Here is a 12369-nt window from a genome sequence, read left to right on the forward strand (position 1 = left end):
GGGCCGGATCCAAACGCCCTCCCCCGCGACAGGGATGGCTATGATTGTGCGGTGGCTTTTAGCGCGGATGATTCAGCGGCGCGTAAAATCGACAAGGCGTTGATTTCGCTAGGTTCGATCTCGCGAGTTCCGAGCACTGAGCCTGCCCAATCCCCATAAAGCTCCCTCTCTCTTAGAGAGAGGGTTGGGGTGAGAGGTTACGGAGCCTGACGGAGCGCCGGCACGCCGTCTACCGGCGTACCCTCTCACCCTCCCACGCCTTCGGCGCGGGCCCCTCCCTCTCTCCATGAGAGAGGGAGTCCTGCGCTCAGTCTGTCCGTAGCGCCCCGGTCACGAGGATTTCCGACAATCCGGCGACACCCCCTGACGGCAGGCGCAGCGTCACGCGGATCAAACGACCCGCCACGGCCTCGGTCTCCAGCGTCCGGCTCTGGCGATCGTCCTGGTCGGCGATCTGCTCGACGAGCTTTTGCCAATGGCCCTGGCGGTCCTGCACTTCGGCGACCAGGCCGTAGGCGCCCGCCTGCGGGAAGGTCAGGGTCAGCCGATGCACCTCCACGACCCGCTCGAGGTCGAGGGTCAGCGCCATCACTGTGTCGCCGGCGGCCGGGGCCCAGTAGGTGGCGGGATTGCCGTCATTGACTAGCTGCGAGCTGTGGCCCGGCGCACTGCTGGTGGCGAAGGTGGGGTTGCTGGGCCCGAACACCTGGTCGCCCGCATGTTCGCGCAAGGGCGCGACGAACGGGACATAAGGACGGTCGGTGGCCAACGGCGTCTTGCCCGCGACGAAGGCCGGACCGGCCAGGGTGCGCACGCTCGTCGTCGCGTCCTTCAGGCTCGGCGACGTCGCGCGCAGCCGCGTGACGCCCGCCTGCCAGCTGCGCATCGCGATCGCCGCCTGGCCGTCGCGGATGACGATGTCGCCAGTAGGCGCGAAGTCGATCGCGCGGCCGGTCGGCAGTTCGCCGGGGCCGGCCTCGATCGCCAGCCGCACCGGCGGGCTGTTGCTGAGGCGGCGCCCCTGGGCGTCGAGCACGCTGACGATCACCTGCACGTCGTCCGTGCCGTCGGCGCGGGCGATGGTCGGTGCGCTGGTGGTGATGCTTAGCGCGGCCGGCTTGCCCTCGACCGGCCACACCGGCGGCGGGACCTGGGCATAGGCGTTGCGGTACCAGTAGTACTGGCGCTTGGGCAGGCGGAAATAGTCGATCATGCCCATGCCGCCAAAGCGTTTGCCGGCGACCGATCCGTGATCAAACCCGGCCCAGATGGCCTCGCCCGCGCGCCAGGGCAGGCGCCACGAGCCCTCCTTTTCCTTGTCGGCGCCCGGCGTCAGTGGCAGGTCGCCCCAGCCGGGCGCATAGGTCCCGGGACGATCCTCCATCGTCGATCCGTATTCGGCGACGAAGTTGGGGATGCCGGGGTTGGGGAAGAGGCTGGCGCCGTCGCCGTTGTAGCCGACAATGTCGCCCAGCTTGTCGATCTCGCCCCGCTGGGCGCCGTCGATCGCGGCCGGGCGGGTCGGGTCGAGTTCATGGCTCAGCGCGACCATCTCCTTCAGCAGCCGGCGCACGTCGGGCATCGTCTCCTTCTTGGTGAAGAACACCTCGTTATCCATGCCCCACACCACGATCGACGGGTGGTTGCGGTTGATGCGGACCATCTCGGTCAGCTGTTGCTTGACGCTGGCGTCGAAGTCCGCGCGATCGGCGACGTCGGTCGGGTAGGCGGACGCGCCCCAGGCGTGCTTGAACCCGGCGGTCCCCCAGAACGCCGCCTCGGACAGGAACAGCATGCCGATGCGATCGGTCGCTTCGGCGAAGTGCGGGTCGTGCGGGTAGTGCGAGCCGCGGATGAAGTCGAAACCCGCCTCCTTGATCATCCGCACGTCACGCGCGATGGCGCCATTGGTCACCGCGTCGCCCCACCCGGCCTGGTCCTGGTGGACATTGGCGCCCTTGAAGTAGCGATGCTCACCGTTGAGGAAGAAGCCGCGATCGGCGGTCCATTCGAACCAGCGGAAGCCGAAGTCGGTCTCGAAGCGATCGCGCTTCTGGCCCGCCACGCTCAGGGTGGTGACGGCGCGATAGAGCACCGGCGTTTCCGGGCTCCACAGCCTGGGGCGTGCGATCGGCGCCGACAGCTGTTTGGCGATCAGCATCACGCCGGGCGCGACGCTTACTCGGGCGTCGGGCAGCGTCGCCACCGCGCGGCCGGCGCTGTCCACCACGCGGGTCCGCACCACCACGTCGGCAGGCGCGGCGCCGTCGTTGCGCACCTCGGTCTCGACCGCGACCTTGCCCGAGGCGGCCGATAGGTCGGGGGTGGTGACGCGCGTACCCGTCCACGGCACGTGCACGTCATCCGAGGTGACCAGCCACACGTCGCGATACAGGCCGCCGCTGAACACATGCTCGCCCGCGCGCGGCGCCAGCGTCGCCTGCCATTCGTTGTTGACGCGGACGGCGACGACGTTTTCCCCCGCGTGGACAGCACGGGTGATGTCGACCGGAAAGCCGGTATAGCCGCCGCGATGATGCGCCAGTTCGACGCCGTTCACATAGACATGGGCGTCCTGGAACGCGCCCTCGAACTCCAGGGAATAGCGCTTGCCCGGCATGACGGCCGGTAGGGTGAAGCTTTTCCGGTACCAGCCGTCGCCGACGTAGAAGTCCGCCGCGCGGAAGTAGGGCATGGAAAAGCTGTGGGGCAGGCCGACGCGTTCCCAGCCCTTGTCGTCGAAGGCGGTCGCCTGCGCGCCGTCGACCTTACCCAGTTTGAAGCGCCAATCGGCGTTGAAGTTCGCGCGTGTGCGTGCGACCTCGCTCGAGGCGACGACCGAAACGGTTTCGGCCCGAGCGATCGCGGATCCAGCCGTGATGATCGCCATCGCCGCCAAGGCGCAGGCAGCTTGCGTTGTGCCGATCGCTCTCACGGCGATTCCTCCCAGGCAGCGGCTATTACTCCGACTTATTCCTAGCGGGCGGGCGTTATGGTTGAAAGTCGTTTCAGTAATGGAATGGCGCGGTTCGGCCACGGCATCCGGAATGCCGATCGACTTGCCTGATATCCGATATGGGGCGCCAGTGGCGCGCCGGCCTGATGACCGGGCTCGCCCCCTAACGCTCCTCGTCGAACCGGTTCTCGACCAGTTCGCACAGCGCATCCAGCGCCGCCTGCGCCTCGGGCCCTTCGGCCGCGATGTCGATGGTGGATCCGATCCCGGCGGCCAGCATCATCAGGCCCATGATCGAGCGGGCGTCGACGGAGGAGCCTTCGCGGCTGACCGTCACCTCGGCGTCGAAGCCGGACGCCATTTTCACGAACTTGGCCGAGGCCCGCGCGTGCAAGCCGCGCTCGTTGACGATCTCGACCGTTCTGGACGTCATGCCTGCTACTTTTCTCCGGCGAGCACGTAGGAGGCCACGGAGATGTACTTGCGTCCAGCCTCCTGGGCGTGGGCGACGCAGGCTTGCAGGGTCTCGCGCTGGCGCACGCTGGCCAGCTTGATCAGCATGGGCAGGTTCAGGCCGGCGATGACCTCGGCCTTGGTCTGCTCCATGACCGAGATGGCCAGGTTGCTGGGCGTGCCGCCGAACATGTCGGTCAGCAGGATGACGCCTTCGCCGTCGACATCGACTTCGGCGCAGGCCTTCAAGATATCCGAGCGGCGACGTTCCATGTCGTCTTCGGGACCGATGCAGATCGCCTTCACGGCGGCCTGCGGCCCGACGACATGTTCCATGGCGGAGACGAACTCTTCCGCCAGACGCCCGTGCGTCACGATCACGAGCCCGATCATGCCTTGTGTCTCAAACGGGATCCCCATTCCCCTTCGCGACGGGAGAGCGTCGCGCGGGCGGCCTTGATACGCCCGTTAGGATGGGACTCCAAGAGACTGCATCATGCGGTCGATTTTCAAGGGCGCGGCGGGTTCTCGCGGCCACAGGTCGAAGACGGGGATGGAAACGCCCGCGATCGGCGCGAACTGGGAATCGGGCAGGCGCTCGACGGCGTCAGGCGTCTCGACGCAGCGGATGACCAGGGCGATCTCGCAGAGGGCCAGGGCGGGCGTGCGGACCACGCCCAGGCCGCGGATTTCCAGCAGGCCGGCCAGGGTCTCGTGCGGCTTGCCCCAGGCGCGGCCGGCATTGGCGAAGGCCACGACGCGGTCGTCGGCGACCAGGCGAAAGCCGGCCTCGAGCGCGCGCAGGGCCAGGTCGCTCTTGCCGACGCCTGACGGGCCCTGGATCAGGACGCCGCGCCAGAAGCCGTCCTGGCGGCGGGCGATCAGGCCCCCATGGACGACCTCTTGGATGACCTCCGGAGGCCGAATCACGCGTAGGCCTCGGGCAGCTCGACGACGAAGCGCGCGCCGACGATCGCGCCGGTCTCGTCGGTGCGGTTCTCGGCATGGATCTGGCCGCCGTGGGCCTCGACGATCTGACGGGCGATGGACAGGCCCAGCCCCGAATTGCCGCCGAACGCCCGGCCTTTGGGGCGCGAGGTGTAGAAGCGCTCGAAGATGGTCTCGAGATTGTCGGGCGGTATGCCGGGACCGTTGTCGTCGATGATCACCGCCACGGTCGTCTTGCCGCGCGGGCGGATCATGTAGACGCGCACCTCGCCGTCATCCGGGCTGAACGAGCGGGCGTTGTCGATCAGGTTGCGGAACACCTGGCCGATCGGGGTCTCGCGCGCCAGCACCAGGGCCGTCTTCTGCGTCGCCTCGACGCCCAGACGCACCCGCACGCTGCCGGGCGCGGGGCCGGGGCGCAGCTGGGCCTCGTAGAGGGCGGCGACCTCGACCAGCAGCTTGGCCAGGTCCAGCGCCTTGGGATGCTCGCGCGACAGCTCCGCGTCCAGACGCGAGGCGTTGGAGATGTCGGTGACCAGGCGGTCCAGGCGGTTGACGTCGTTTTGCAGGATGGCCAGCAGGCGCGCGCGGGCGGCGGGCTCGGTGACCAGGTCCAGGGTCTCGATGGCCGAGCGGATCGAGGTCAGGGGGTTCTTGATCTCGTGGGCCACGTCGGCCGCGAAGCGCTCGATGGCGTCCATGCGCTCGGACAGAGAATGGGTCATGTCCTCCAGCGAGCGCGACAGGTCGCCGACCTCGTCGCGGCGTTCGGACAGGTCGGGCAGCGAGATGGCGCGAGCCCCTTGCAGGCGGACATGGTCGGCGGCGCGGGCCAGGCGCAGCACCGGCACGGCGACCAGGCGGTGCAGCAGCACGCTGGACAGCACGATGGCGACCATGGCCACCAGGATGAAGGGCAGCAGGGCCTTGCGCTCGGCCGAGATGATCTCGTCGATGTCGCCGGCTTCCAGCGTCAGGACGCCCAGGACGGCGCGGACGTGCTGGATCGGGATCGACACCGACACCACCCGCTCGCCGTCGTCGGCGATCCGGGTGCCGGCGGCGATGCGGCCCTTCATCGCCTGGGCGATCTCGTTGGCCAGGTCCTGGCGGGCCCGCTCGGCGCGGGCCTGGGCGGCGGGGCTGAGGTGGGTGGCCGGGGCCTTCTCGCCGGGCTTACGGGCGGGCGGCAGCACCTTCCAGTCGACGCGGTCGGCGACCACGAACGAGTCGGCCAGGGTCTTGCCGTCGGCGTCGAACAGGCGCGCGCGCTGGTTCTTCGGGATGAACAGCACCTGCAGGATCTGGCTGGCCAGGATCGGATCCAGCATCGGCTCGGGCTCGCCGATGGTGGCGCCCTGGTCGATGACCTTGGCGATCAGCGCGCCCTGGGTCGTCAGGGTGTCGATCCGCGCGTTGATCAGGCCGCTGCGCAGCTCGTTCAGCACCAAGGCCCCGACGATCACGATCGCCAGGGCCAGCACGTTCAGGGTGATGATCAGCCGGCCGAGCCGCGAGCCGCGCGGCCAGCGCAGGCGCCGACGCTTTTCGGGCGCCGGCTCAGGCTTCGCGGTAACGGTAGCCAACGCCGTACAGGGTCTCGATGGAGTCGAATTCCGAGTCGACCTGACGGAACTTCTTGCGCATGCGCTTGATGTGGCTGTCGATCGTGCGGTCGTCGACATAGACCTGATCGTCGTAGGCGGCGTCCATCAGGTTGTCGCGGCTTTTCACGAAGCCCGGACGCTGAGCGAGCGCCTGCAGCAGCAGGAACTCGGTGACGGTCAGGCGCACGGGGCGGCCGTCCCACAGGCTGTCGTGGCGGGCGGGGTCCAGCGTGAGCTTGCCGCGCTTCATGACCTTGGAGCCGGCGGCCCCGGCCGCGGCGGCGCCGCCGACCTCTTCCTCTTCCGGACGGGCGCGGCGCAGCACGGCCTTCACCCGCTCCAGCAGCAGGCGCTGGCTGAAAGGCTTGTGCATGTAGTCGTCAGCGCCGAGGTTGAAGCCCAGGATCTCGTCGATCTCGTCGTCCTTGGACGTCAGCATGATCACCGGGATCTCGGACGTCTGGCGCAGGCGGCGCAGCACTTCCATGCCGTCCATGCGTGGCATCTTCACGTCCAGGATCACCAGGTCCGGCGGGCTGGCCTCGACGGCCTCGAGCCCCGAGACGCCGTCGTAATAGGCCTTCACCGCGTGGCCGTGGCTTTCCAGCGCCAGCGAGACCGAGGCGACGATGTTCTCGTCGTCGTCAATGAGGGTGATGGCGGCCATTGCGTCGATCTTGTCCTTCGCCTTCCGTAATCTCATCGATCTTAGCCATCGACGAGATCAGCTTCAACGCGTGGCGCGGCAAAGCTTTCCCTGCGTTCTGTTCGGCCTTTGCGGCCCGAGGAAGGCGCCATTTGTCGGAAAAACGGCGCCTCAACCTCACCTTAAGGTCTTGAGACCCATAGTGGGGCTTCCTGGGGGAGTGGGTTCCCGGAGCTATCGGCACATGAGCCAAGTCCATTACGAGCTATTTGTCCGGCGGAAAGTCGGCGCGCAGTGGACGCTCGAGATCGCCTCGGAAAACCGCGCGCACGCGCTGCAGGTCGCCGAGGACGTCCTCGAGCAGGGCCGCGCCGTCGCCGTGCGCGTCAGCAAGGAAACCCTCGACAACGCCACCGGCGAATACAAGTCTATCGCCATCTTCACCAAGGGTATGGTCGACGGCGGCAAGCCCAAGAAGGAAGTCGAGCAGCGCGATCCGCTTTGCGTGCAGCCGGCCGACCTCTACACCGCCCACGCCCGTGACCGGATCGGCCGCCTGCTGGAAGGCTTCCTGAACCGGCACAAGGCCACCCCGTTCGAACTGCTGCACCGTCCCGATCTCGTCGAAAAGCTCGAGGCGTCCGGCACCGACCTGCAGCATGCTCTGCAGAAGATCGCCATTCCGGAAGCCGAGGCGCGCGGCCAGTCCGTGCACGAGGTCATCCGCCACTTCCAAGGCCTGGTCGAGCGCACGATCGCCAACCTGACCAAGGCCTTCAAGAAGGGCGAACTGCCCAATCTCGACAAGGAAGGCTTCGCGAAAGCCGCCGAGCGCCTGGTCGCCGACCCGGACCGCGCCTTCCTGCTGGGCGCCGGCGTCGCCGCCTCGATCGCCGTCGCCACCAACTGGAGCGACAAGATCGCCCGCCTGCTGGACCTGGCCGACGCCGCGCCGGAAGAGCCGCGCGCCCGCGCCGCCGCCCTGGCCGCCATCGAGCAGCCGCTGTCGGAGATCATCGGCTCGCGGGCCGGCATGGCCGACCTCTTGGACACCAAGGACGACCTGGGCGCCACCCTGGCGGCCATGACCCGCCTGACCGGCGGCGTCGCCGTCGAGGCCCTGATCAAGATCGAAGCCAGCGTCCGCAACTGCATGCCCGAGCTGTCGGGCACCGCCTATCGCCTGGGCGACTGGCTGTCGCGCGACGAGTTTCCCAGCGTCCGCAAGGCTATCGCGCAACGGGTGCTGACCGAGCTGAACGGCGTGCGCCGCCTCAAGCCCAGCGACGCCGAGCAGGAGATCGAATACCTGCGCGCCCTGGCCATGAGCCTGACCGCCGCCGCCGGCCGCATCCTGCAGGCCGAGGACATCCAGAACGCCTTCACCACGCGTTCCAAGACCCTGCTGAACGGCGACTTCATCGACTCGCTCTTGGGCCGCGACCGCTCGGCGCACGAAGAGATCAAGATGCTGATCCGCCTGGCCGAGAACGTCATGGGCGCGGTCAACAAGCGCAACGCCGCCCGCTGGCTGAACGCCAATATCAGCGCCATGCGCTTCGAGAAGGAAATGCGAGCCGGCCCCGACTCGCCGGTCGCCAAGCTCAGCCACCTGGCCGGCCTCCAACGTCAGCTGACCCGTTCGGGTCTGGTCCGCGAAGACTTCGAGCCCCTCTGCGCCAAGCTGGGCGACATCGGCGCCCTGATCGAGGCCGACACCCGCCTGCTGACCATGCTGGTCCGCGCCCCCGCCCCGCTGCCGCACCGCTTGCAACTGCTCGCCAAGCTGGCTTTGGGCGAGGCCGGGCCGAGTGGTCCGGTGGCCGAGAAGGCGCGCATGGAAGCCCTGAAGCTGGCGCGGGATCCGAGCTCGCGTGAACAGCTGGCGGGCTCTCCCCAGACCATGGACCTGATCAAGACGCTGGTGGCCCAGGCGGCTTAGCGCTTCAGCAGATAGAGCGTCTTGTTCGGGTAGTCCCAGACGGTCTTGTACTGCCTGAGGAAGGCGTAACCGAGAGTCATGATCCGGGGCGAGGTGAGGCCGATCGCCTTGGCGAAGGGCGCGGCGCCCTCGATGGGATGGCTGCCGATCTTGGCTAGCGGGATGGCGGGGCCCTTGGCGAACTGGGCCGCCTTGAGGTCGATCGCGCCCTTCTCGCCCGGCGTGGGCGTGATCGCCCCGGCGGCGGTGAGCTGTTCCAGCGTCGCCTTGTCGGCGAAGAGGTTGCCATACTGGCCGGTGTCGAGAACGGTCTCGAAATCGGTATCGCCGATCTTGGCGGTCAGCACCGGATTGTTGGGCAGCTTGGGCGTCTCGAAGGGGATGGCGGCGATCACGGTCTCGCCCTTCAGGAACGCCTTGGGGCCACCCTTGTAGAAGGTCGCCTTCGACGCTTTGTAGTCGACCTTCACCGCGTAGCCGTCCCAGAACTGATAGCCCAGCCAACCCAGGAAGTCGGGGGTGATGCGCTCCAGCTGCGCCGCGTCCTGGCTGCGGAAGGTGGTGACCCGGTCATAGCTCAGCCCGCCGGGCAGGCGCACGTCGTCGACGCTGGGGCGCAGGATCACGTCGTAGCTCTGGCCGCTGGCGAAATTGCCGCGCCCGATGGCGCGCCCCTCGGGTAGCTTGAAAGGGTTTTGGTTCAGGGCCAGCGCTTCGGACGCGCCGGTGTCGAACATGAGCTTGCCCTTCACGCCGTTGATCTGGACCTCCACGAAAGGGAACTCGCGCACCATCACGAAGGGGATCGAGACGGTGTCGCCCTTCAGGCGGAATTCCGGAGCGACCGCGGCGCGGCTTGGAGCTTCCTGGGCTCGGGCGGCCGGAGCGGCGAGCGTGCTCGCGAGGGTGAGCGCGATGGCGGCGGCGAAGGCGGTGCGAAGCATGGGCAGGTCCTGGTTGGAGGGGACGGATCGGCCTTGGCCGTTCCGTCCCGTTCGTGCGTCTGGATGGGGTCGAGATTACCGAGCGGCCTTCTCGATCGCGTCGGCCAGGCCGTCCGGATCGGTCAGGAACGGCGTGTGGCCGGTCTGCAGGGTGTATTCGACGCGCACCGGGGTCTTGGCGACCATCTTGGCCTGGAACGCCGGGCTGATGACCTGGTCCATGGCGGTGTGGATATAGACCTTGTCCACCTTGCCAAAATTAGCGGCGGTCACCTTCACCGGCGTGGCCAGCGGGGCCAGCGGCTCGTCCAGGATCAGGTCCGGGATCGCCTTGCGCAGGCCGTCCGGGCCGCCATTGGCGAACAGGTCGGCGCGGGCCGAATACTCGATCGAGGCGATCCCCTTGTCCTTCTGGATCTGCAGGTGCGGGCCGATCTTGGCGTCCGGATCCTGCTGGGCCAGCGAGACCAGCGAGTCGCCGTCCTGCGGCAGGTAGGCGGCCAGATAGACCAGCGTCTTGACCTTCTTCGGCGCCTGCTCGGCGGCGGCGGAGACGACGATGCCGCCGAAGCTGTGGCCGACCACGACCGCCGGGCGCTTGGTCGCGCCCAGGGCCTGGACGACGGTGTCGCGATAGGCGTCCAGGCTGACCTTGTCCGGCGTCATCGGATTGCCCGGGCGGCCCGGCAGGTTGACGGTGACGACCTGGTAGCCGTCCTTCTGCAGCTTGGCGGTGACATGGCCCCAGACATCGCCGTTCTCGAAGGCGCCGTGCACCAGGACGATGGGCGGCTTTTCTGCAGCCATGGCGTTGGCGCCGAAAGCGAAGGCGGAAGTGGCCAGAGCGGCGATGATCGTTTTCATTGTTCCCATTCCTCTAATCTTTTCCGCGACCTTCATCGGTGCGGCGAGGAGGAACTTAGGCGGCGAGGGGGCCTTGCGACCATGTTCGGGTCTCCGGATCGCATGATCGATCGTCCGGATTTTAGGACTAGGCGGGCGACTGGCGCCGAACCTCGCTGGGCGCGTAGCCGAAGTGGGCCTTGAACGCCCGGCTGAAGGCGGCGTCCGAGGTGTAGCCGCTGCGATAGGCCGCCTCGGTCACCTTCAGCCCGCCGCTGCGCAGCAGGTCGGCGGCGATGGTCAGGCGCCAGCGCGACAGGTAGCGCAGCGGCGGCTCGCCCACGGCGGCTGTGAAGCGCTCGGCGAAGATCGAGCGCGACATGCCGGCGATCTCGGCCAGGGACTGGACCGTCCAGCGATGGAAGGGGTCGCCATGCATGGCGCTCAGCGTCCGGCCGATGCGCTCTTCGCCCAGGCCCCCGAGCCACCCCATCCGGTTGGCCTCGCTGGCCGCCCAGCTGCGCAGCGTGCGGATCACCAGAAGATCGATCAGGCGCGAGATCATCAGGGACGAGCCCGGATTGGGCTCCTGCGCCTCGGCCACCAGGAAGCGCGAGATCGCCGCCAGCCAGGGCGGCGCGCCGTTTTCGCCCTTGGGAATGTGGATCAAGGACGGCAGGGACGACATGATCGCCGGCAGCGGGCTGCCCTCGAAGCTGAAGAAGCCGCCGACCAGCTTGGCGCCTTCTGCGTCGCCGCCGTGGCGCAGGACCAGGCCGTCGCGATCGAAATGGTCGGCGGCGACCGTCTCTATGCTTTCGATCGGCGAGCCGAGGGCGTCGGTCATGACGTGCCCCTTGCCCTGTGGCAGGAGGATAAGGTCGCCCTCGCGCGCCAGGATCGGCGCCTCGCCAGCCGGGGTGATCCACACCTGGCCGGTCTCGACAAAATGGAAGTGGGCTGGTCCCGCCTGGAAGCCCAGCCCCCAGGGTGCGCCGAGGATGGCGGTATAGACCAGCTCGCCGCGCAGCCGGATCAGGGTCAGCACCTCGGACAAGACATCGTTGCGCGCGGCCGACATGCCGAAGTCTTGGGTCATTCCGGACGATCCATCATGTTATTCGGAGGCTGCGGCATGTCCCGCCTCGGCCCCGGAGCCTAGGTTCTTCCCCATCGGCGCAGGCCGAAACAAGCCACTTTTTGCTTCATGGGGATACGAAAATGACCACCGAGACCACGAATTCGCCCGCCGCCACCATGGCTGCAGAAAAGCCGCCGATCGTCCTGGTTCACGGCGCCTTCGCCAACGCCCCCGTCTGGGGCCATGTCGCCGCCCGGCTGCAGGCCGCCGGCCATGAGGTTGTGGCAATCGACCTGCCGGGCCGCCCCGGCGCGCCGATGGAACCGGGCCAGGTGACCCTGGATCTTCACCGGGACGCCGTGGTCCAGGCCGTGCGCGCCCTAGGCCGCCCCGCGGTCGTGGTCGGCCACAGCTTCGCCGGCATCGTGACCGCCGCTGCGGCCGAGCAGGCGCCGGAGATCGTCAAGACCATGGTCTTCGTCGCCGCCTACCTGCCGCGGAACGGCGACTCGCTGGTGTCGCTGGCCCAGCAGGATCCGGACGCCAAGATCGGCCCGCAGCTGCGCATCGACCACGACAAGGCGATCGCCGTCGTCGACTACGCCGCCCGCGCCGAGCTGTTCGCCAATGACGGCCCCGAGGGCCTGAAGGCCAAGCTGCCCGACCTGATCCTGGACGAGCCGCTGGCGCCGCTGGCCACGCCCGTCAGCCTCACGGACGCCCGCTTCGGCCAAGTCGACAAGGTCTATGTCCGCACCGCGCTGGACCAGGTCATCAGCCCGGCCTTCCAGGATCGGATGTTGGCGGCTACGCCGGTGCGCGACACGGTGACCCTGCAGACCGGTCACCTGCCGTTCCTCACCGATCCGGACGGCCTGGCCAAGGCGATCACCGGCGCCGCGCAATAGCGCGGCGACGGTTCGCTGGATCTGTCGGCCCGTCCGAGCGC

Annotated in this window: 11 protein-coding genes; 2 read left to right on the forward strand and 9 right to left on the reverse strand. The window is 68.1% G+C overall.

The features are described from left to right. Positions 1 to 307 precede the first annotated feature (307 nt). The 6 genes from J7528_RS25180 to J7528_RS25205 all read right to left on the reverse strand — a co-directional run bounded on the left by J7528_RS25180 (position 308) and on the right by J7528_RS25205 (position 6631). Positions 308 to 2935 (reverse strand): glycoside hydrolase family 2 TIM barrel-domain containing protein, encoded by a 2628-nt coding sequence (locus J7528_RS25180; RefSeq protein WP_291880346.1) that lies wholly within the window; start codon positions 2933 to 2935, stop codon positions 308 to 310. A 184-nt stretch (positions 2936 to 3119) separates the two neighbouring features. After that, entirely contained in the window at positions 3120 to 3389 is a 270-nt protein-coding gene (locus J7528_RS25185) for an HPr family phosphocarrier protein (RefSeq protein WP_291880348.1), read from the reverse strand. Between the two features lie 5 nt (positions 3390 to 3394). Next, positions 3395 to 3802, reverse strand: a complete 408-nt coding sequence (locus J7528_RS25190) for a PTS sugar transporter subunit IIA (RefSeq protein ID WP_291880350.1) — start codon at positions 3800 to 3802, stop codon at positions 3395 to 3397. A gap of 75 nt (positions 3803 to 3877) precedes the next feature. After that, complete coding sequence (locus J7528_RS25195; protein WP_291880351.1) at positions 3878 to 4339, reverse strand: HPr kinase/phosphorylase; 462 nt, start codon at positions 4337 to 4339, stop codon at positions 3878 to 3880. After that, positions 4336 to 5943, reverse strand: a complete 1608-nt coding sequence (locus tag J7528_RS25200; RefSeq protein ID WP_291880353.1) for a stimulus-sensing domain-containing protein — start codon at positions 5941 to 5943, stop codon at positions 4336 to 4338. The genes J7528_RS25195 and J7528_RS25200 overlap by 4 nt, the downstream gene beginning before the upstream one ends. Beyond that, positions 5918 to 6631, reverse strand: coding sequence for a response regulator transcription factor (locus J7528_RS25205; protein ID WP_291880354.1), 714 nt, complete (start codon positions 6629 to 6631; stop codon positions 5918 to 5920). The genes J7528_RS25200 and J7528_RS25205 overlap by 26 nt, the downstream gene beginning before the upstream one ends. Positions 6632 to 6854: 223 nt before the next feature. Between J7528_RS25205 and J7528_RS25210 the strand changes: the two genes are divergently transcribed. Then, positions 6855 to 8552, forward strand: coding sequence for a hypothetical protein (locus tag J7528_RS25210; protein ID WP_291880356.1), 1698 nt, complete (start codon positions 6855 to 6857; stop codon positions 8550 to 8552). Here the strand turns inward: J7528_RS25210 and J7528_RS25215 are convergent. The 3 genes from J7528_RS25215 to J7528_RS25225 all read right to left on the reverse strand — a co-directional run bounded on the left by J7528_RS25215 (position 8549) and on the right by J7528_RS25225 (position 11438). Next, positions 8549 to 9496 carry a hypothetical protein gene (locus J7528_RS25215; protein ID WP_291880358.1) on the reverse strand — a complete coding sequence of 316 codons (948 nt, stop codon included), beginning with the start codon at positions 9494 to 9496 and terminating at the stop codon, positions 8549 to 8551. The genes J7528_RS25210 and J7528_RS25215 overlap by 4 nt on opposite strands. Positions 9497 to 9571: 75 nt before the next feature. Next, on the reverse strand, positions 9572 to 10360 hold the full coding sequence (locus J7528_RS25220; RefSeq protein WP_291880359.1) for an alpha/beta fold hydrolase: 789 nt from the start codon (positions 10358 to 10360) through the stop codon (positions 9572 to 9574). Positions 10361 to 10487: 127 nt separating this feature from the next. After that, positions 10488 to 11438, reverse strand: coding sequence for an AraC family transcriptional regulator (locus tag J7528_RS25225; RefSeq protein ID WP_291880361.1), 951 nt, complete (start codon positions 11436 to 11438; stop codon positions 10488 to 10490). 122 nt (positions 11439 to 11560) lie between these two features. Here J7528_RS25225 and J7528_RS25230 point away from each other — a divergent pair, with 122 nt between their 5' ends. Then, positions 11561 to 12328 carry an alpha/beta fold hydrolase gene (locus J7528_RS25230; protein ID WP_291880362.1) on the forward strand — a complete coding sequence of 256 codons (768 nt, stop codon included), beginning with the start codon at positions 11561 to 11563 and terminating at the stop codon, positions 12326 to 12328. Positions 12329 to 12369 lie beyond the last annotated feature (41 nt).

This window comes from Caulobacter sp. (genome assembly GCF_017744445.1).
GTDB lineage: Bacteria > Pseudomonadota > Alphaproteobacteria > Caulobacterales > Caulobacteraceae > Caulobacter.

What these genes read in the sequence shown, in the direction of transcription:
- J7528_RS25185 (WP_291880348.1), bottom strand. Translation starts at nt 3,389, where the DNA reads ATGACGTCCAGAACGGTCGAGATCGTCAACGAGCGCGGCTTGCACGCG.
- J7528_RS25190 (WP_291880350.1), bottom strand. Translation starts at nt 3,802, where the DNA reads ATGATCGGGCTCGTGATCGTGACGCACGGGCGTCTGGCGGAAGAGTTC.
- J7528_RS25205 (WP_291880354.1), bottom strand. Translation starts at nt 6,631, where the DNA reads ATGGCCGCCATCACCCTCATTGACGACGACGAGAACATCGTCGCCTCG.
- J7528_RS25210 (WP_291880356.1), top strand. Translation starts at nt 6,855, where the DNA reads ATGAGCCAAGTCCATTACGAGCTATTTGTCCGGCGGAAAGTCGGCGCG.
- J7528_RS25215 (WP_291880358.1), bottom strand. Translation starts at nt 9,496, where the DNA reads ATGCTTCGCACCGCCTTCGCCGCCGCCATCGCGCTCACCCTCGCGAGC.
- J7528_RS25220 (WP_291880359.1), bottom strand. Translation starts at nt 10,360, where the DNA reads ATGAAAACGATCATCGCCGCTCTGGCCACTTCCGCCTTCGCTTTCGGC.
- J7528_RS25225 (WP_291880361.1), bottom strand. Translation starts at nt 11,438, where the DNA reads ATGACCCAAGACTTCGGCATGTCGGCCGCGCGCAACGATGTCTTGTCC.
- J7528_RS25230 (WP_291880362.1), top strand. Translation starts at nt 11,561, where the DNA reads ATGACCACCGAGACCACGAATTCGCCCGCCGCCACCATGGCTGCAGAA.